This is a genomic window from Pseudonocardia sp. TMWB2A (genome assembly GCF_017312135.1).
This window is the reverse complement of the sequence record NZ_QKQY01000002.1, coordinates 4,748,183-4,767,849: the sequence shown is the minus strand read 5'-3', so window position 1 is coordinate 4,767,849 and position 19,667 is coordinate 4,748,183. Positions and strand designations below refer to the sequence as shown.

At 75.9% G+C, this 19,667-nt stretch carries 16 protein-coding genes; 8 read left to right on the top strand and 8 right to left on the bottom strand.

Annotated elements, in window-relative coordinates:
- Positions 1-54: 54 nt before the first annotated feature.
- From DMP17_RS36860 to DMP17_RS36830, 7 genes are all read left to right on the top strand, one after another.
- On the top strand, positions 55-1,314 hold the full coding sequence (locus tag DMP17_RS36860) for an LLM class flavin-dependent oxidoreductase (protein WP_337831944.1): 1,260 nt from the start codon (positions 55-57) through the stop codon (positions 1,312-1,314).
- Positions 1,311-2,690, top strand: coding sequence for an NtaA/DmoA family FMN-dependent monooxygenase (locus DMP17_RS36855; RefSeq protein ID WP_337831943.1), 1,380 nt, complete (start codon positions 1,311-1,313; stop codon positions 2,688-2,690). The genes DMP17_RS36860 and DMP17_RS36855 overlap by 4 nt, the downstream gene beginning before the upstream one ends.
- On the top strand, positions 2,687-4,321 hold the full coding sequence (locus DMP17_RS36850) for an ABC transporter substrate-binding protein (RefSeq protein ID WP_337831942.1): 1,635 nt from the start codon (positions 2,687-2,689) through the stop codon (positions 4,319-4,321). Before DMP17_RS36855 ends, DMP17_RS36850 begins: the two co-directional genes overlap by 4 nt.
- Positions 4,318-5,265: an ABC transporter permease gene (locus DMP17_RS36845; protein ID WP_226357908.1), complete on the top strand. Its 948-nt coding sequence runs from the start codon at positions 4,318-4,320 to the stop codon at positions 5,263-5,265. Before DMP17_RS36850 ends, DMP17_RS36845 begins: the two co-directional genes overlap by 4 nt.
- Positions 5,262-6,161 carry an ABC transporter permease gene (locus DMP17_RS36840; protein WP_226357907.1) on the top strand — a complete coding sequence of 300 codons (900 nt, stop codon included), beginning with the start codon at positions 5,262-5,264 and terminating at the stop codon, positions 6,159-6,161. Before DMP17_RS36845 ends, DMP17_RS36840 begins: the two co-directional genes overlap by 4 nt.
- Entirely contained in the window at positions 6,158-7,783 is a 1,626-nt protein-coding gene (locus tag DMP17_RS36835; RefSeq protein WP_226357906.1) for a dipeptide ABC transporter ATP-binding protein, read from the top strand. Before DMP17_RS36840 ends, DMP17_RS36835 begins: the two co-directional genes overlap by 4 nt.
- Positions 7,784-7,912: 129 nt before the next feature.
- Positions 7,913-8,116, top strand: a complete 204-nt coding sequence (locus tag DMP17_RS36830; protein WP_062396219.1) for a hypothetical protein — start codon at positions 7,913-7,915, stop codon at positions 8,114-8,116.
- 184 nt (positions 8,117-8,300) lie between these two features.
- Here the strand turns inward: DMP17_RS36830 and DMP17_RS36825 are convergent, their stop codons facing one another.
- Positions 8,301-9,221 (bottom strand): TIGR03564 family F420-dependent LLM class oxidoreductase, encoded by a 921-nt coding sequence (locus DMP17_RS36825; protein ID WP_337831941.1) that lies wholly within the window; start codon positions 9,219-9,221, stop codon positions 8,301-8,303.
- 46 nt (positions 9,222-9,267) lie between these two features.
- Here DMP17_RS36825 and DMP17_RS36820 point away from each other — a divergent pair, with 46 nt between their 5' ends.
- Positions 9,268-10,104: a helix-turn-helix domain-containing protein gene (locus tag DMP17_RS36820; RefSeq protein ID WP_226357904.1), complete on the top strand. Its 837-nt coding sequence runs from the start codon at positions 9,268-9,270 to the stop codon at positions 10,102-10,104.
- Between the two features lie 79 nt (positions 10,105-10,183).
- Here the strand turns inward: DMP17_RS36820 and DMP17_RS36815 are convergent, their stop codons facing one another.
- The 7 genes from DMP17_RS36815 to DMP17_RS36785 all read right to left on the bottom strand — a co-directional run bounded on the left by DMP17_RS36815 (position 10,184) and on the right by DMP17_RS36785 (position 19,653).
- Complete coding sequence (locus DMP17_RS36815; protein WP_226366307.1) at positions 10,184-10,672, bottom strand: beta-class carbonic anhydrase; 489 nt, start codon at positions 10,670-10,672, stop codon at positions 10,184-10,186.
- Between the two features lie 261 nt (positions 10,673-10,933).
- Entirely contained in the window at positions 10,934-11,368 is a 435-nt protein-coding gene (locus DMP17_RS36810; protein WP_073574340.1) for a VOC family protein, read from the bottom strand.
- A gap of 49 nt (positions 11,369-11,417) precedes the next feature.
- Positions 11,418-14,570, bottom strand: coding sequence for an arabinosyltransferase domain-containing protein (locus DMP17_RS36805; protein WP_337831940.1), 3,153 nt, complete (start codon positions 14,568-14,570; stop codon positions 11,418-11,420).
- Positions 14,571-14,621: 51 nt separating this feature from the next.
- Entirely contained in the window at positions 14,622-16,163 is a 1,542-nt protein-coding gene (locus DMP17_RS36800; RefSeq protein WP_337831939.1) for a sulfite oxidase, read from the bottom strand.
- Between the two features lie 69 nt (positions 16,164-16,232).
- Positions 16,233-16,907, bottom strand: a complete 675-nt coding sequence (locus tag DMP17_RS36795; protein ID WP_337831938.1) for a fasciclin domain-containing protein — start codon at positions 16,905-16,907, stop codon at positions 16,233-16,235.
- Positions 16,908-17,039: 132 nt separating this feature from the next.
- Entirely contained in the window at positions 17,040-18,578 is a 1,539-nt protein-coding gene (locus DMP17_RS36790; RefSeq protein WP_337831937.1) for a molybdopterin-dependent oxidoreductase, read from the bottom strand.
- A 124-nt stretch (positions 18,579-18,702) separates the two neighbouring features.
- The gene (locus DMP17_RS36785) at positions 18,703-19,653 is read right to left on the bottom strand and encodes a LysR family transcriptional regulator (protein WP_337831936.1); all 951 of its coding nucleotides are present in this window, start codon (positions 19,651-19,653) and stop codon (positions 18,703-18,705) included.
- Positions 19,654-19,667 lie beyond the last annotated feature (14 nt).

Here is a 19,667-nt window from a genome sequence, read left to right as displayed (position 1 = left end):
CCCGACGTCCTTGTCGTCCCGTCGTGCCCCCGTTCGACGAGAAAGCGATGCCGTATGTCCACATCGGACACCACCACCGGCGACGGCCCTCTGCACCTGGCCGTCGCGCTCGAGGGTGCCGGCTGGCACCCCGCCGCCTGGCGCGAGCCCGGCGCCCGCCCCGGCGAGCTGTTCACCGCCCGCTACTGGACCGACCTGGCCCGCACCGCCGAGCGCGGGCTGCTGGACCTGCTCACGATCGAGGACGCACTCGGGCTGCAGTCCGGGGACCACCTGAGCGGCGCCGACCGGCGCACCGACCGGGTGCAGGGCCGGCTCGACGCCTCCCTCGTCGCCGCCTTCCTCGCGCCGCTGACCTCACGGATCGGGCTGGTCCCGACCGTCACCACCACCCACACCGAGCCGTTCCACGTCGCGTCGGCGCTGTCCACCCTCGACCACGACAGCCGCGGCCGCGCCGGCTGGCGGGTGCAGACCTCGGTGCGCGCCGACGAGGCCGCCCACTTCGGCCGCCGCACCGTCCCCGGCCTGCGCCGCGCCGACCTCGACACCCCGGCCGCCCGTGAGCTCGTCGCCGAGCTGTTCGGCGAGGCCGCCGACGCCGTCGAGGTGGTGCGCAGGCTCTGGGACTCCTGGGAGGACGACGCCGAGATCCGCGACGCCCTGACCGGGCGCTTCGTCGACCGGGACAAGCTGCACCGGGTCGACTTCGCCGGGGAGCACTTCGGCGTCGCCGGGCCGTCGATCGTGCCGCGCCCGCCGCAGGGCCAGCCGCTGGTCGTCTCGCTGGCCCACGGCTACGCCCCGGCGCTGCTCGCCGCCCGGGTCGGCGACGTCGTGTTCACCACCCCGCACGACGCCGACGACGCCGCCCGCATCGTCGCCCAGGTCCGGGCCGCCGAGGCCGCCGTGGGCCGCACCGCACCGCCGCTGCGGATCCTCGGCGACGTCGTCGTGGTCCTCGAGGCGACCGAACGCGCCGCCCGCGACCGGCTCGCCCGCCTCGACGCCCTCGACCCGATCTCCTCCGACGCCGTCGTCCTCGCCACCACCCCGACCGGGCTCGCCGACACCCTGCTGTCCTGGCGCCGTGCCGGCCTCGACGGCTACCGCCTGCGCCCGGCCGTCCTCCCGACCGACCTCGACGCGGTCGTCGACGGCCTGGTGCCCGAGCTGCAGGCCCGCGGCGCCTTCCGCACGACCTACGGCGAGACCACCCTGCGCGCGCGCTTCGGCCTGACCCGCCCGGTCAGCCGCTACGCCCCGGGAGCGGATCCCACCGCCGTACCGACCCTCTCCGGAGCGACCGCATGACCAGGACCGGCAGGAAGCAGATCGTGCTCGGCGCCTACTTCCCGGGCGTCAACCACGACACCGTCTGGAGCGACCCCGCCTCCGGCAGCCACATCGACTGGGAGTCCTTCGAGCACTGGGCGCGCACCGCCGAGCGCGGGAGGCTCGACCTGCTTTTCCTCGCCGAGGGGCTGCGGCTGCGCACCCGCGGCGGTGAGGTGTTCGACTCCGACGTCGTCGGGCGCCCGGACACCTTCACCGTGCTCGCCGCGCTGGCCGCGGTCACCGAGCACATCGGGCTGGCCGGGACGATCAACTCCACCTTCAACGAGCCCTACGAGCTGGCCCGCAAGTTCGCCACGCTCGACCTGCTCTCCGGCGGCCGGGCCGCGTGGAACGTCGTGACCAGCTCCGACGCCCCCACCGGCGAGAACTTCCGCCGCGGCGCGTTCCTCGGCCACCACCAGCGCTACGAGCGCGCGGGGGAGACCCTCGCCGCGGTCCGCGCGCTGTGGGACTCCTGGGGCTCCGACGCCGTCGTCGCCGACCCCGCGTCGGGCACCTTCCTGCGCGACGGCCACGTCGGCGACTTCGCGGTCTCGGGCAACCAGTTCGACATCGCCGGGCGCTTCACCACCCCGCGCAGCCCGCAGGGCCACCCGGTGGTGCTGCAGGCCGGGGAGTCCCCGGCCGGGCGCGACTTCGCCGCCGCGTCCGCCGACGCGATCTTCTCCCGCTACCAGAAGTTCGACGAGGCCCGCGCCTTCTACGACGACGTCAAGGCCCGCGTCCGGAAGGCCGGCCGCGACCCCGACGAGGTGCGGATCCTGCCCAGCGCGGGCGTCGTCCTCGGCGACACCGACGCCGAGGCCCGCGAACGGCACGCCCACATCCACGACCAGCAGGTCGACCCGTGGACCTCGATCGTGCTCGCCGAGATGGTGTGGAACCGGGACCTGTCCGCCTACGACCCGGACGGCCCGCTGCCCGACGTCGACCCCACCCCCGACGCCCCGAAGTGGATCGAGGGCCGGGCCCCGTTGACCCAGGACGCCCACGCGACCGTCGCCGCCTGGCGCGAGCTCGCCGCCGCCCACGGGTACTCCCTGCGCGAGACCGTCGCGCACGTCTTCGACCGCGCGGTGTTCGTCGGGACCCCGGAGCACGTCGCCGACGAGATCGACCGCTACGTGCAGGCCGACGCCTCCGACGGCTTCATCCTCGGCTCCCACGTCACCCCGTCCGGCCTCGACGAGGTCGTGGAGAAGGTCGTCCCGATCCTGCAGGAGCGCGGAGTGTTCCGGACCGACTACACCCCCGGCGCGACGCTGCGCGAGCACCTCGGACTCGCGAGCCCGTCGCGGTTCGGCGAGCGCCGCCCGGCGGTGGCGTCGTGACGCGCCGTCGTCGCGGATGGTGGCGGGACCTGCCCGCCGGCCGGTCGGCGGTGCTGCTCGCCGCCACCGCGCTCACCCTCACCGCCTGCGGCTCCGGCGCCGGGGGCGCCGCCGCCGACGCGGGCCCGCCGCAGCCGGGTGGGACGCTGGTGTTCGCGGTCTCCTCGGACCAGGGCTGCGCCGACCCGCAGCAGGTGCAGAGCAACGACTCGATCTACTCGCTGCGCCAGGTCGTCGACTCGCTCACCGACCAGGACCCGTCCACCGGGGCGATCGTGCCCTGGCTGGCGACCCGCTGGTCGTCGAACGCCGACGCCACCGCCTGGACGTTCACGCTGCGCCCCGGGGCCACGTTCTCCGACGGTGCGCCGGTCGACGCGGCCGCGGTGAGGACGAACCTCGACCGGGCGGTGAAGCTGGGCGCCCGCGGCAGCCTCCCCAAGGGGTACCTGGCCGGGTACACCGGCACCGACGTCACGAGCCCCACCGGGTTCACCGTCCGGTTCGCGAAGCCCAACGTGCAGTTCCTGCAGGGCACCTCCACCCACAGCCTCGGCCTGCTGTCCCCGGCCAGCGCCGCCCGCTCCGACGACGAGCGCTGCGCCGGCGTCGTCGGCTCCGGCCCGTTCACGATCGAGCGCTACGCCAAGAACGACGTCACCGTGCTCGCGAAGCGGGCCGGCTACGACTGGGGCTCGCAGCTGTTCACCCACCCCGGCGAGGCCTGGCTCGACCGGGCCGAGTTCCGCGTCGTCCCCGAGTCCGGGGTGCGGGCGGGCAGCGTGCAGTCCGGCGAGGTCGACGCGATCGCCAGCGTCGGCCAGCAGGACGAGGCCCCGCTCACCGGGGCCGGCGTCCAGCTCCCGGCCCGGCCGAACCCGGGCCTGCCGTTCGGGATCACGTTCAACCAGGGCACCCCGCTCGGCGCCGACGCCGCCGTCCGCGAGGCGGTGAGCCGGGGCATCGACCGCAACGAGGTCGTCGCCGCGGTCTACCCGAGCCAGACGCGCGCGGCGACCTCCCCGCTGTCGTCGACGACGCCGTCCTACGCCGACCAGTCCGCGCTCGTCGGCTACGACCCGGCCGCCGCGACGGCCGCGCTCGACCGCGCCGGGTGGGTGCCCGGGCCCGACGGCATCCGCGCCAAGGGCGGGCAGCGCCTGACCGTGCCGCTGACGTTCGCCCAGAACATCGGCACCACCAAGCCCGCGCTGGAGCTGATCCAGCAGCAGCTGCGCCGGATCGGGATCGACCTCCAGCTCCGCGAGATCCAGATCGCCGAGACCCAGGCCGTCCTCGACGGAGGGGACTTCGTCGCCGCGTGGGGCAACCTGACCCGCGCCGACCCGGACATCCTGCGGTCGACCTACGGCACCGACGGGACCAACCGCTACCGGCTGCCCGCCGGTCCGCTGCAGGCCCCGCTGGTGGCGCAGGCAGCCACCGTCGATCCGGCGCAGCGCGCGGCACTCGCCGGGCAGGCGCAGAAGCTGCTCGCCGAGCGGTTCGACACCGCGCCCGTCGTCGAGCTCACCACCGTGCTCGGCGTCGGCCCGGACGCGCACGGCGTCGCGTTCGACGCGTCCTCGCGCATCCAGCTGCACGACGCCTGGAAGTCCGACGCGCGATGACCGTCCCGTACCTGCTGCGTCGCCTCGGGCTCGCCGCCGTCGTGCTCTGGGCGGCGTGGACGGTCAGCTTCGTCGTGCTCTACCTGCTGCCCGGCGACCCGGTCGCGACGATGGCCTCGGGCGACGGCGAGCCGGTGTCGCCGGCCGAGCTGGACGCCCTGCGCGCCCGCTACGGCCTCGACCAGCCGCTGCCGGTGCAGTACGTGACGAAGCTCTGGGCGGCGCTGCACGGTGACCTCGGGACGTCGTTCGCCAGCGGGCAGGACGTGCGGACCGCGGTCGCGGAGGCCCTCCCGCCGACCCTGCAGATCGCCGCCGCCGGGCTGCTCGTCGCCGTCGTCGGCGGCACCGCGGTCGCGCTCGCCGCGACCTGGGCCCGGACGCCGTGGCTGCGGCAGGTGCTGGCGTCGCTGCCGTCGCTGGCGGTGTCGCTGCCGGTGTTCTGGGTCGGGCTGATGCTGGTGCAGCTGTTCTCGTTCTCCCTCGGCTGGCTGCCCTCGGTCGGCGACCGCGGACCGGAGTCGCTGATCCTCCCGGCGGTCACCCTCGGGCTCCCGACCGGTGCGCTCGTCGCGCAGGTGCTGGCGAAGAGCCTCACCCAGGCACTCGACGCGCCCTACGTGACGACCGCCCGCGCCAAGGGGGTGGGGGAGGCCGCGGTGCACCTGCGGCACGCCCTGGGCAACGCCGCGATCCCCGCCCTCACCGTGCTCGGGTACGTCGTCGGCAACCTGCTCGCCGGGTCCGTCGTCGTCGAGACGGTGTTCACCCGGCCCGGCCTGGGCCGGCTCACCGTCGCCTCGGTCGGCGCCCAGGACATCCCCGTCGTCCAGGGGGTCGTGCTGTTCGCGGCGCTCGCGTTCGTCGTGGTCAACCTGCTCGTCGACCTCGCCTACCCGCTGCTCGACCCGCGGGTCGCCGTCGCCTCCGGGAGTACCCGATGACCCTGCTCGACCACACACCCCTCGTCGCGCCCGGCGTCCGCGACGCACCGCCCCCGGCCGGACGACGGCCGCGGGCCCGGCTCGGACGGTTCCTGCGGTCCCGGCCCGGGCTGGTGTTCGCCGCGGCGGTCGTGCTGCTCGTGCTGACCGCGGCGTTCGTGCCCTCGCTGCTCGCACCCGGCGACCCCGCCGTCGGCGACACCGCGCACCGGCTCGCCCCGCCCGGGCCGGGCCACTGGTTCGGCACCGACCACCTCGGCCGCGACGTGTGGACCCGGGTCGTGCACGGCGCCTCGCTGTCGCTGCAGGCCACGGTGATCGCGGTCGCCGTCGCCCTCGTCGCGGGCGGGCTGATCGGGCTGCTCGCCGGGTTCGCCGGCGGCTGGGTCGACGAGATCCTCATGCGCGGCGTCGACGTGCTCCTCGCGATCCCCGCGATCCTGCTGTCGCTGGCCCTGATCACCGCGCTCGGCTTCGGGACGGTGAAGGTCGCGATCGCGGTCGGCGTGGCGAGCGTCGCCAGCTTCGCCCGGGTGATGCGCGCCGAGACCCTGCGGGTGCGCCGCGCCCTCTACGTCGAGGCCGCCCGCGCGGTCGGCACCCGCTGGTACGTCTCGCTGTGGCGGCACGTGTTGCCCAACGCGGCCGGGCCGGTCGTCGTGCTCGCGGTGCTGGAGTTCGGCCTCGCGATCCTCGCGGTGTCCGCGCTGAGCTTCCTCGGCTACGGCGCCCCACCGCCCGCCTCGGAGTGGGGCTCGCTGGTCGCCGACGGCCGCAACTACCTGGCCGTCGCCTGGTGGGTGTGCGCGATGCCCGGCCTGGTCATCGCCGCGACCGTGCTGTCGGTCAACCGCATCTCCCGCGCCCTGGACGGCGAGTGGGGGCGGTCCGCATGAGAGCCCTGCTGCAGGTGGAGGGCCTGGAGGTCGCCTACGCCGGTGGCGGCGGGACGGTGCACGCCGTCCGCGGGGTCGACCTGACCGTCGCGCCCGGCGAGGTCGTCGCCGTCGTCGGGGAGTCCGGGTCGGGCAAGACCACCCTGGCCGCCGCGGTGCTCGGGCTGCTGCCCGTCGCAGGCGCCGTCACCGCCGGCACCGTCGCCCTCGACGGCACCACCCTCACCGGGCTGTCCGAGCGGGCGTACCGGTCGGTGCGCGGCGCCCGGATCGGGTTCGTCCCGCAGGACCCGGGCGTCGCGCTGAACCCGGTGCAGAAGGTCGGCGTGCAGGTCGCGGAGGTGCTGCGCACCCACGGGCTCGCCGACCGCCGCTCCGCACCGGCCCGTGCCGTCGAGCTCCTGGGGCAGGCCGGGCTCGACGAGCCGGACACCCGCGCCGGGCAGTACCCGCACCAGCTGTCCGGCGGGATGCGCCAGCGCGTGCTCATCGCGATCGCCCTCGCCGCCGGGCCCGCGCTGGTCGTCGCCGACGAGCCGACCAGCGCCCTCGACGCGACCGTGGCGCGGCGGATCCTCGACCACCTCGACGCGCTGCGCCGCGACCTCGGCACCGCGCTGCTGCTGATCACCCACGACCTCGCCGTCGCCACCGACCGGGCCGACCGGATCGTCGTCATGCGGCACGGGCGGGTCGTCGAGCAGGGCACCCCGGCCGAGCTGCTCACCGGGGCCCGCGACCCCTACACCCGGGAGCTGCTCGCCGCCGCCCCCGGTCTCGCGCTCACCGCCCCACCGGAGCCGGCCGCCGTCGACACCTCGGGGACCCCGGTCGCCGAGGTCCGCGACCTGGTCAAGGAGTTCCCGCTGCCGCGGGTCCGCGGCTCGTGGCGGCGGCGCACCCACCGCGCCGTCGACGGGGTGTCGTTCACGATCGCCCGCGGCGAGACCGTCGCCCTGGTCGGGGAGTCCGGATCGGGCAAGTCGACGACCGCGCGGCTGCTGCTGCGCCTGGAGGACCCCACCTCCGGGCAGGTGCTGCTGGGCGGCGAGGACGTCACCCACGTCCGCGGCGAGGCGTGGCGGGCGCTGCGCCGCCGCGCCCAGCTGATCTACCAGAACCCCTACGCCTCGCTGGACCCCCGGTTCACCGTCCGCGAGATCGTCACCGAGCCGCTGCGGGCGTTCTCCGTCGGCTCGGCCGCCGAGCAGGCCGACCGCGCCGCGGAGCTCGTCGACCGGGTCGCACTCCCGTCCGGGACGCTCGACCGGCGGCCCGAGGAGCTGTCCGGCGGGCAGCGCCAGCGCGTCGCGATCGCCCGGGCGCTGGCCCTGTCGCCGGACCTCGTCGTCGCCGACGAGCCGGTGTCCGCGCTCGACGTCTCGGTGCAGGCCCAGGTGCTGGAGCTGCTCGCGGAGCTGCAGCAGCGCGACGGCCTGTCCTACCTGTTCATCTCGCACGACCTCGCCGTGGTCCGGCGGGTCGCGCACCGTACCGGCGTGATGCGCGACGGTCGGCTCCGCGAGCTGCGGCCCACCGCGGAGCTGTTCGACGACCCGCGGGACGACTACACCCGAGAGCTGCTAGCCGCGATCGCCGGCAGGAAAGCCGCGGCGCCGTGAGCTGGTACATCAACACCGTCCTGTCCCGGCGGCGTCACATCGACTACGTGAGGGTGTCCACGACGCTGTGTCGGCCGGTCGATCGACCCGACGGATCGACACCGACACCTCGTCACCAGGAGACATCCCATGAGCGTTCCGACCCTGCCCACCGCTGATCCGGGAACCCAGCTTCTCGACGGTCTCGACGCCCTCGTGCGGCGCCACCGCGCGCTGCGCGGCGGCGGCGACCCCGGCAACGACGCCCTGCACGCCGAGCTGATCACCGCCGAGGTGGCCCAGCAGCTCGCGGCGGCCCGCACGGCGCTGCGCCGCCGCCCGCGCGTCGCCTGACCGTCCCGCCGGGACGCGGCACGAGTCGCGTCCCGGCGGGCCCGGGATGACACCGAGATGCAGCTCAGGAGGCGCAGGGCGACCCCGTGCGCCCGCTGGGCTGCATCTCGGCGCGCGCCCCGGTGCCGGCGGGCCGGTCGGCGTGCGGGCGACCGCGCATCCGGGCGTCGCCGAGATGCGGCGCTCAGGACGCGGCGATCCGGCCGAGGACCGCGACGGTGCGCGCCCGCTCGGTGGCGTCGCCCAGCGGGCTGACGAGCAGGTCGGTGGCACCGGCGTCGGCGTAGCGGGCGATCCCGGCCGCGATCACGTCCTCGTCCCCGGCGACGACGAGCCCGCCCGGCGAGCTCAGCCCCTCCCGTTCCAGCACCCCCGCGTAGGACGGCAGCCGGGCGTAGGCCGCGTAGTCGGCCGCGGCGGCGGCCCGCACCCGGTCCGGTGCGGTCGTCGCCGACACCGGCACCCCGACGACCACCCGCGGCGACGGCCGTCCTGCGGCCGCCGCGTCGAGCAACGGCCGGACGTGCCCGGAGATCGTCCGCGGCCCGGTGAGGAAGGTGATGGTGCCCGTGGTCCGCTCACCCGCCAGCCGCAGCATCCGCGGGCCCAGCGCGCCGAGCAGCAGCGGGACCTCCGGCGCGGCGCCGGACACCGCGGTGTCCGCCGGATCCGACCCGGGACCGGACGAGCCGGGGACCCGTTCGCCGCGCAGCAGCGGGGCGAGCACGTCGAGGTGGTCGGACAGTGCGGCCACCGGCCGCGTGAACGGCAGGCCGTACACCTCCAGCAGCCCCGGGTGGCTGACCCCGAGCCCCAGCGTGAGCCGCCCGCCCGACGCCGCCTGCACGGTCAGCGCCTGCGCGGCCAGCACCCGGGGGTGCCGCGGCTGCACGACGACGACCGACGCGCCCAGCTCGACGTCGGGGACCTCGCGGGCCACGGCGGCGTACAGGGTGAGCGTGTCGAACCCGTAGCCCTGCGGCAGCCACACCGTGCGCAGTCCCGCCGCGGCGACCGCCCGGGCGCGGTCCACGATCTCCTCCACCAGGTTCGCCGACCCGGAATCCTCGAGCCCGGCCGCGAGGTTGACACCGATACCGATCATGGACCCACCGTGCGACGACGGCCGGGCCCGGACCAGGAGCGAACCGATGGGGGTACCCGTGGTGACAGGATCGGCGACGGCCCGGTCCCGGACGGCGACGGCCGACCGCCGCCGTGAGCTGGGCGCCTGTCTGCGCTCCTACCGGGAGCGGGTCGCGCCGGCGACGGTCGGGTTGCCCGACCGGGGCCGCCGGCGCACGCCGGGGCTGCGCCGCGAGGAGGTCGCGGCGCTCGCCGGGGTCGGTCTGACCTGGTACACGTGGCTCGAACAGGGGCGGGTGACCGCCTCCGACGAGGTCCTCACCGCGGTCGGCCGGGTGCTGGGCATCGACGCCCCCGGGATCGCCCACCTGACCCGGCTGTCCCGCGACGGGGGACCGGCGGCGGGCACCGCGCCGGAGGAGCTGGCCCCGGTGCTCGCGAGCTGGCCCGATCACCCGGCGGTGCTGCTCGACGCCCGGCTCGGCGTCGTCGCCGCCAACGACGCGTGGGAGGCCGCGGTCGGCCGGCCCGCCGACGACGACCCGGGACGGCGGCACGTGCTGTGGCAGCTGGCGGCCGACCCGTCGGCGCGGGCCCGGTTCGGGCCGGACCCCGGCCCGGCGGTGACGTCGTGCCCCGGCCCCGGTCCCGACGGGCTGCTCGCCGCGCTGCACCGCCGGTTCCGGATGGCCTCGGATCTCGACCCCACCGACCCGGGGACCCGCGGGGTCCGCGCCGCCCTGCGCGCCGACGCACCGGAGTGGACGCCGCTGTGGGAGTGCCGCGGCGTCGGCGCGTTCGGCCGGCCCCGGGTGCGCCTGGGCGGTGCCGACCGGACGGCCTACCTGCTGGGCGAGGCCGGGGTGCCGGGCGCGGCGGTCCTGGTGCTGCTGCCGTCCTGACCCGCTGCCGCCGCACCCCTCGCGACGTCGCCGCACCCGTCGCGACGGGTGCGGCGACCGCACGCGGGGTGTGACGGGCCTACTCCACCTCGGTCAGCCGCCCGGTCGCGACGTCGAACACGAAACCGCGGACGGCGTCGGTGTGCGGGACGAAGGGGTTCGCCCGGATCCGGGCGAGCGACTGACGGACGTCGGCGTCGAGGTCGTCGAACGCCTCGGCGGCCCACGGCGGCTTGATGCCGGTCTCGTCGCGGATCGAGGCCCTGAACGCGTCGTCGGTGAAGGTCAGCATCCCGCAGTCGGTGTGGTGGATGAGGATGATCTCCTCGGTCCCCAGCAGCCGCTGGCTGATCGCGAGCGAGCGGATCTCGTCGTCGGTGACGACGCCGCCCGCGTTGCGGATGACGTGGGCGTCGCCCTCGTTCAGACCGAGGACGCGGTACACGTCGAGCCGGGCGTCCATGCAGGCGACCACCGCGATCTTGCGGGCCGGCGGCAGCGGGAGCGGGCCGGAGAAGTTCTCGGCGTAGCGGGCGTTGTTCTCGAGCAGTTCGTCGGTGACGGACACGGGGTCCTCCGGTGTGGGTGGTCGGTGGCGCGGGCGTCGGACCCGCGCGCGATGCACGGGGCGGCCACGCGGCGACCCGGGGGTCGCTACGCGGCCCACCGACACAGCTCGTCGAACGCGACGATCCGCCGACCGGGCCAGAACGGCTCCAGCAGGGTGCGCATCACCGCATGATTCGATCGCGATACCCGGTCCGGAGCAAGGAACCGTCCACCGGACGGACACCGGTGGGGCGTGTCCGGACATGCCCCACCCGCCGGCTCACTCCGGTCCGGTGAAGAACTCCAGGGCGATGTTGTCCGGGTCGCGGAAGGAGACCCCGCTGCCGTAGTGCGCCTTCTTGACGCCCTCGTGGGCGATCCCGAGCTCGGTCAGCTTCTGCGCCCACTGCTCCAGCTCGGCGTGCGAGCCGACCGCGAAGCCGACGTGGTCGAGGCCGGTGCGCTCCTCGTCGAAAGGCTCGCCGGACTCGCGGCCCTGGTGGGTGTGCAGACCGAACAGCATCCCGCCGTCGAGGGCGAAGACGGTGTGGTGGAAGCGGCCGCCCTCCTCGTCCTCGTCCAGGACGGGCTCGGTGCCGAACAGCGCCGCGTACCAGCGCGTGCTGCGTTCGAGATCGCTGACGGTCAGGGCGACGTGCTGCAGACCGGGGAAGGCCACGGTGTCCCTCGCTTCGTTGCGTGCGGGTGTCCGCATGTGTCTATCAGCCGGACGCGGCCGTGGGCCCCCTCCGACCGGAGGGTGGTCACGGTGCCGGGAGGGCCGGGTACCCGACCGGGGTCCGGTCGCCCTCCCAGCCCCAGCGGCGCACCGGGACCGAGGTGACGTCGTAGGCGTCGACGGCGAGGTCGGTGTCGATCCGGGTGACCGAGCCCCAGTCGGCCTGGTCCGGGTCGTCGGCGGTGTCGATCCGGGTCGCGACGACCTGCTCGGTGGTGGTGCGGCGCATCGCCGCGAAGCTGCCCCCGGCGACGTCGGCGAACGACACGTCCACGGCGAACCCCAGCGACGACGGGCCCAGCACCAGGTAGCGCGGGGTCTGCACCAGCCCGGCCCGGACGGCGGGCAGGTCGCGCAGGCAGGGCGCCGACCAGAGGATCGACCAGTCGACGTAGACCGGGCCGTCGGCGTCGCGCAGCAGCGGCACCACCGGCGCCGGGGTGAGCATCCGCGGGGCGGCCGCGGCCACCCAGCCGCCCGGCCCGACGGCGGTGTCGACGGCGTGCACCCGCACCCGGTCGACGTCCACCGGGAACGCGGAGACGGGCACCCGCACGGTGCGCCAGGCCGGCCGGTCCAGCGGCACGGCCTCCTGCACCCGCTCGGTGGGGTAGGTGCCGCGGGCACCGGTCGCGGTGTCGTCGAGCGACACGCGCCCGTCCGGGCCCGGCGACCCGGCGCGGGCGTACTCCAGCTCCAGGGTGTTGCCCTGCCCGGTCCGCCCGGCGACGTCGACCGACAGCACCCGGTCGCCCGGTCCCGGCGCGACGGTGAACCAGCGGGTCCGGAGCTCGCCGGTGGTGCCCGGGCCGCCGTCGAGACTGCCCCAGGCGAGCTCGCCGCGCGGCGGGGCGTCGACCCAGCCACGGCCTTCGGCGAACCCGGTGAGGGTGTCGGCGCCGCCCGCGGCGGGCAGCGCGCCCGCGTCGACCGGAACCGTGACGTGGTCGAGGATCCCGCAGGTGTCGCGGCCGGTCAGCTCGCTCCACATCTGTCCGCCGACGCTGTAGCCCCCGCCCTGGCGCACCGGGGCGACGACGAACGACGCCACCACCACCGACACCCCGATGACCAGGGCGACCACCACGACCCCGGCGGGCAGCGCCGCCGCGGCCCGGGCCGTGGACTCCCGCCGTGTCCGGTGCCGTCGTCGTCCCGCGACGGTGGACACCACCAGCACCGCCACCGCCACCACGGCCCACGCCGCGGGCGAGTTCAGCGGCGCGAACGGCCCGTCGGCGCGCGGCACGCCCCAGCCCGACCACAGGAACCACTCGTTGCGTCCGGAGAAGGCCAGCGCGGCCAGCACGACCGCCGCCAGGGTCCCGGCGGCGGCCGCGCCGCGCACGGTCGGGTCGGCGGGCCGCCGGGCCGCGGTCACCACCAGCACCGCCCCCGCGGCGACGGCGAGCGCCCCGGTCCCGGCGAGCGTCCCGAAGTAGTGTGTCCACTTCGACGGCGCCGGGGTGAGCAGCACGAACCCGAGTGCGAGCCCGGCCAGGGGGACCGGTGTCCACCGCAGACCCGGACCCCACCGGTGCGCGCCGCGGGCGACCAGCGGCAGCGCCGCGACCAGCATCGCGACGGCGAGCAGCACCGGCACCCGGCGGCCGAGGCCGCCCTGCTCGGTGCCGAACCCCAGCAGGTAGCTCCAGCGGCGCAGCTCCTGGAACCACGGTGTGGCCGGGCCGTAGAACTGGTGCATCTCGGTGGCCCGCGCGACCGTGTACAGGCTCTGCCCGGTGAAGACGGGGGTGAGCCCGGCCGCGGCGATCCCGGCCGCGGCGACGGTCGCCGCGACCCCGACTGCGAGCCCCCCGCCGCCGTGGCGGGTGACCCGCCGCCACAGCGCCGGGAGCAGCAGCACCAGCGGACCGGCGACGGTCACCGCCGACGGCGTCACCGCCAGTGCCAGCCCCGAGGCCAGGGCGGCGGCCGCGGTCCACGTCCCGCCGCGGCGCCCGGGCCGGGCGGCGGCGCGCAGCGCACAGCACAGCGCCGCGGTCGTCGCGAGCGCCGCGAACGGCTCCGGGCGGACCCCGAGGTTCAGCGGCAGCCACCACGCCAGCAGCGCGACGCCGAGCGTGCCCCGCACCCAGGCCCGGCGGTGGTGGCGTGCCAGCACCGCCGGCAGCGCGACCCGCGACAGCAGCAGCCACACCGCGATCCCGGCGAGCACCGACGGCACGCGCAGCACCAGCGGCCCCACCCCGGTCTCGGCGAGCGCCCGGACCATACGGATCACCAGCGTGTACGGCGCCTCCGAGGCGTTGCCCCAGCGGTAGACGTTGCCGAAGTCGCCGGTCGCGGTGCCGGTCGCGTTGCGCGCGATCGCCTCGGTGAAGCCGTCGTCGGTGGACAGCGGCCCGAGCACCGTCCACACCGCGAGGGTGACGACGACGAGCACGTCCGCGGCGGCCCGCCCGATCCCGGCCGGGGTGCCCACCGCGGCCAGCCGGGCCCGCCGGAGCCGGGCCGCGCCACGGCGGCGCCGGAACCGGTCACCGGCCAGGCGGGCCAGCAGCACCGCGGCGACGGCGGCGGCGAGCCACTGCAGCCCGATCAGCGCGGTCTTGGCCGGCGACGACGCGGCGGCGAACCAGTCCGCGGTGCGCGCGGTGACCCGCAGGCCGTCGGCGTCGGCGGGGGAGAGCTGGGTGGTGAACGCGGCGACCGCGCGTACGACGTCGCCGGAGAAGGCGCGCGGGGCGGCGTCGCCGAGGGTGACCCGGGACCCGGCCTCGTCGGTGTCGAGGACCAGCCCGCAGTCGTCGCCGGGCGGGACGGGGGCGCGCAGCAGCTCACGGCCCCCGACCAGGACCCGCAGCTCCCCGCCCGGTCCGGTGAGCACGGCGAACCCGATCCCGGTGGCACCGGGCCGTTCCGAGGCCACGACGGTCGTCGCCGTCCCGGTGTCGGCGGAGCGGGCCTGCGCGGCGCGCAGCACCCGGCAGCCGACGTCGACGCGCACCGCCTCCGGCGCGTAGGGCTGGAACGCCGCCGTCGTCGACACCGGCTGCTCGCCCGCCCGGGGCCAGGTCACGGTCGTGCTGCGGGTGTCGACGGGGGCGAACGGCACCAGCGCGGCGAGCAGGCCCGCGAGCAGGCCGGCGAGCAGGGTCGCGACCACCAGGCGGCGGGGGACGGACGGCGGGGCGGGGTGGGCTGAGGGGTGCATCGACTTCCGGATCGACTCGGCGGGGGGAGCGCGGCGGGGCCGGCCCGCCCGTCAGACCGCGGTGACCGGCACCGTGTGCCGGCCGGTCGCGCCGTCGGGGATCGAGACCTGTTCCCGTTCCGTCTGCACCGTGCCGGTCCGGTCGGTCGCGCGCACGCGCAGGGTGTGCTCGCCGGGTCCCAGTTCGATCTCGGTGCGCCACATCCGCCAGGTGTCGGCAGCGACGTCGGCGCCGAGGCGGGCCGGGACCCAGGTCCCACCGTCGACGGCGACCTCGACCCGGGTGATGCCGACGTGCGGTGCCCACGACGTCCCGGCGACGACGACCCGCCCGGCCGGGACCGACGCCCCGGCGACCGGCGTGTCGATGCGGGACTGGGTCTTCACCGGGCCCTCGCGGGCCCAGCCGCGCTCGGCCCAGTACGGGGTGGCCGCGTCCCAGGTGGTCACCTCGATGTCGGTGATCCACTTGCAGCCGGAGACGTAGCCGTAGAGGCCGGGGACGACCATGCGCACCGGGAAGCCGTGCTCGACCGGCAGCGCCTCGCCGTTCATGCCGAACGCGAGCAGGGCGTCGCGGCCGTCGGTGACGACGTCGACCGGGGTGCCGGTGGTGAACCCGTCGACGCTGGTAGACAGCAGCTGCTGGGCCCCGGGCCCGACCCCGGCCTCGGCGAGCAGGTCGGCCAGGCGCACCCCGGTGAACCGGGCGGTGGAGATCAGCGCGCCGCCGACCGGGTTGGACACGCACACCATCGTGATCGGCACCTCGACGACCCGGCGGGCCCGCAGCTGGTCCAGGGAGAGGGTCAGCTCGCGCTCGACCATGCCGTGCACCCGCAGGGTCCACGACGCGGCGTCGACCCGCGGGACCTGCAGCGCGGTGTCGATCCGGTAGAAGTCCGCGGTCGGGGTCAGCCAGGCCGGTGCGCCCGGCAGGGTCGCGTCCGGCGGGAGCGCCGGTACCGGCGGGGCGGGCGGCAGCGCGAGTGCCGCGGGCCCGGACGTCGACGGCGCGGCGGCGAGCAGCCGCCCGGCGACGGTCGCCCCCAGCGACACGACCGCGACCCCGCCGGCCAGCGAGAGGGCCCGCCGGCGCGACAGCGGCGCTGCGGCGCCCAGGCCGTCCCGGGCCGCCCGGGTGAACGCGGCGTGCACCGCGAGGAACACCGTCGGCCCGACGAGGAGCGCGACCGCGGGGGCGAGCAGGTCGACCGGCCGGAACGCGGGCGCGGACACCGTGGTGACCAGGGCGGTCACCCCCATCGCGACCACGACCGCCACGCCCGGGGCGGGCCGTCGCCGGGCCAGGAGCCCGGCGGCCACGGCCAGCCCGGTGATCACCAGCGCCATCCCGGTCAGCAGTGCGAGCTTGTCGGCGGTGCCGAACGTGGCGATCGCGAACTGCTTCAGCCACTCCGGGGTCAGCCGGACGAACTGGTCGCCGACGGTCAGGAACGGCGACGACGCCGGCGCCACCAGCCCCGCTACGAGGTCGCCCACGGCGAGGGCCGAGCCGACGCCGAGAAGACCGGTGACCACCGCCCGCGGCCGGGTGAGGGACTCGGCGGGGCGGATCGGGGTCGCAGTCACACCAGGGTGTTCGTACGACGACGGGCCCGGGGTTCGCACCCCGGGCCCGTCGTGTCGTGCTGTCGGTCGTCAGCTCTTGGGCATGAGGACCTTGTCGATCACGAACACGGTGGCGTTCGCGGTCGGGATGTTGCCGCAGAGGATGTTGGCGGTGTTGCCCTGCCCGTCGGTGACGGTGGGTGCCTCGGCGGTGCCGCCGATGGTGAGGTCACCGCCGGCCAGCTCGGTCAGGGTCTTCTTCTCCACGATTCCCGCGGCGTCCAGGCGCTCCGGGGTCACGTGGTAGGAGAGCAGGCCCTGCAGCGCGGTCGTGTCGGCCAGCAGGGCGTTGAACTTCTCGTCGCCGAGCTGCTTCTGCACCGCGGTGAAGGCGTCGTTCGCCGGGGCGAAGACGGTGATGCCCTTCTGCTGGTTCAGGGTGTCGGCCAGGCCGGGGACCTTGCCGACGGCGGTGACCAGCGTGGTCAGCAGCGGGTTGGTGCTCGCGGCGGTGGCGACCGGCTGCGGGCCCATCGAGTTCAGCGAGCCGGGCTCGTCGCCCTGCGGCAGCTGGCTGCAGGCCGGGCCGAAGACGTCGTCGTTGGTGGTGACGCCGTCGGCGGCGGCGGTGGTCGCCGGCGCCGAGGAGGAGGCCGGGGCCGCGGCCGGCGGGGTGGAGGAGTCGCTGCCGCCGCCACAGGCGGTGAGGCCGAGCGAGAGGGCGGCGAGCAGGCCGACGGTGGCGAGGGTGCGAGAGGCGCGCATGGCTGAATTCCCTTTCGAGGAAACTGTCTGTCCTGTGTAGACTGTCGATGAATTGTTCGGGCTGTGGGGCCGGGCGGTTCGGGGTATCCGGGAAGTTTCCGGATCTTTTTTCCGAGAGCCTCGGGAATCGGTTCAGACGACGGTGACGATGGTGCTGGGCCAGCCCGTCGCGCCGTCCGGGATCGGTTCGACGCGGACGTCGGTCTGGACGAGCCCGCGGCGGTCGGTGGCGCGGGCGGTGAGGGTGTGGCTGCCGGGGGAGAGGTCGAGCTCGGCCCGCCACATCCGCCAGGTGTTCGGGTTGACCTCGGTGGCCAGCTCGGCGCGCACCCAGGGTCCGTCGTCGGCGCGGACCTCGACGGCGGTGATCCCCACCGGCTGCGCCCACGCGACCCCGGCGACCTGCACACGTCCGGCCGGGAGCTTCGAGAACCCGACCGGGGCGTCGATGCGGCACTGGGTCTTGATCGGGGCGCGCTCGGCCCAGCCCCGGTCGCGCCAGTAGACGCTGCGCTCGGCGAAGGTCGTCAGCTCGATGTCGGCGAGCCACTTGGTGGCCGAGACGTAGCCGTAGAGGCCGGGGACGACCATGCGCACGGGGAAGCCGTGCTCGACCGGCAGCGCCTCGCCGTTCATGCCGAGTGCGAGCAGCGCGCCGCGGCCGGGCTCCAGCACGGTCGCGGTCGGGGTGCCCGCGGTCCAGCCGTCGCGGCTGGTGGACACGATCTGGTCCGCGGACGGGTCGACGCCGGCCTCCAGCAGCAGCGGGGCCAGCTCGACGCCGACGAAGTCCGCGGTGGACACCAGGTTCCCGCCGACCGTGTTGGACACGCAGGTCATCGTGATCGTGCGCTGCACCAACGGGCGTCGCAGCAGGTCGTCGACGGTGAGGACGAGCTCGCGCCCGACCCGGCCGTGCACCCGCAGCGACCAGTCCTCGGCCCGGACCGCGGGGATCGTCAGGGCGACGTCGATCCGGTAGAAGTCGGCGTTCGGCGTCACGAACGGGACGGTGCCGAGCTGGGGGAACGCGGCCGAGGCGGGCACCGGCGGGGCGGTCTCGGCTAGCGTCGCCGCGGCCAGCCTGCCGGTCAGCGCGGCCCGCGAGGCCGCGATCCCGCTGCCCGAGGAGGACAGCGCCAGGCCGGCGCCGCCCGCGACGAGCGTCCCGGCGGCGACGGCGGCCGAGGCCCCGGCGAGCACGGTGCGCCGGGGGACCCCGGCACCGCTCCCGCCGCCCTCGGTGCGTGTCCCACCGGGACGGCGGGCGAGGCGGTCCAGCCCCCGCTGCACCGCCACGCCCACCACCAGTGCGACGACCGGTGCGGGCAGGTCGGTCGCGGTCGGCACCGGACCGGTCAGCACCGCGGCCACCGCGAGCAGCCCCAGCGCGGCGACGGCCGCGGTCCCCACCGCGGGCCGTCGTCGCGCCGCGAGCCCGGCCAGTGCGCCGAGCAGCACCAGCAGCACGCCGATCCCGGTGAGCAGGACCGGCTTGTCGGCCGTCCCGAACGCGGACTTGGCGAACTCCACGACCGGCTGCGGCGAGAGCCGCACGACCGCGTCGCCGACGGCCACGAAGGGCGACGACGCCGGCGCCATCAGGGCCGCCACGAGGTGCCCCGATGCCACCGCCGCGGCGATCGCCAGCAGTTCCACCAGGATCGCCACGGAACGCGACGGAAGGGCCAGGGGCCCGTTTCCCTCGGTCCGGTTCTCGGTCAGCACGACCGTTCTTCGGAACCGGCGGCGGAAACGGTTCGACCGGGTTCCGACGATTCCGCCGCGGAACGGGTCAGGTCAGGCCGAGCGAGTCCGGCTGCGCCGGGACCGGGACGTCGGCGCCGAGCCCCTTCTGCGCCGCCGCGGTCCGGACGGCCTCGATCACCAGCGGCAGCGCGGCGCGTCGTGCGGTGGTGGTGCGGTAGGCCAGCGACACCGTGCGGGTCAGGGAGTCGCCGAGCGCGACGATGTCGACCCCCGGCGGGCGCAGCGCCAGGCCCAGGTCGGTCACCAGGGTGACGCCGAGCCCGGCCGCGACCATCGCCATCGCGGTGGCCTGCTCCTCGACCTCGTGGTCGATCCGCGGCTCGAAGCCCGCGCTCTGACAGGCCAGCCGGGCCGCCTGCCCGAAGTGCGACCGGGCGGGCGAGACGATCCACGGGTGCTCGGCCAGCTCCGACAGCATCACGCTCGCGGCCGGCACCGCCCCGGCGGGCACCGCCGCGTAGACCCGCTCGACGGCGATGACCGCCCGCTCCAGGCCCTTGTCCCACGTCATCGGGTAGTTCGAGTAGTCGATGACGAACGACAGGTCGAGCTCGCCGTCGCGCACCGCGGCCGCGGTCTCCTCCGGGGCGAGCTCGCGGGTGCGGACCTCGACACCGGGGTGGGTACGGGCCAGCGCGGTCAGCGCGTCGGGCAGCAGGCCCGAGGCGACCGAGGCCCACACCCCGGCGGTGAGCTTGGCCGCAACGGTCTCGCCCGCCTCCTCCAGGGCCTGGGTGGCGCGCTCGACCGAGGCGAGGATCTCCTCGGCGTGCTCGGCCAGCAGGACCCCGAGGTCGGTGAGCTGGACCCGGCGACCTCTCCGTTCGAACAGGCGGCTCCCGACGTCGCGCTCGAGCTGCGCGAGCTGCTGGGACACCGCCGACGCCGTGTAGTGCAGCGCGGTCGCCGCCGCCGTGATGGTTCCCCGCCGGTGCAGCTCGCGCAGCATCCGCAGCCGAGACAGGGACAGCTCCATGTGGCTGAGCCTAT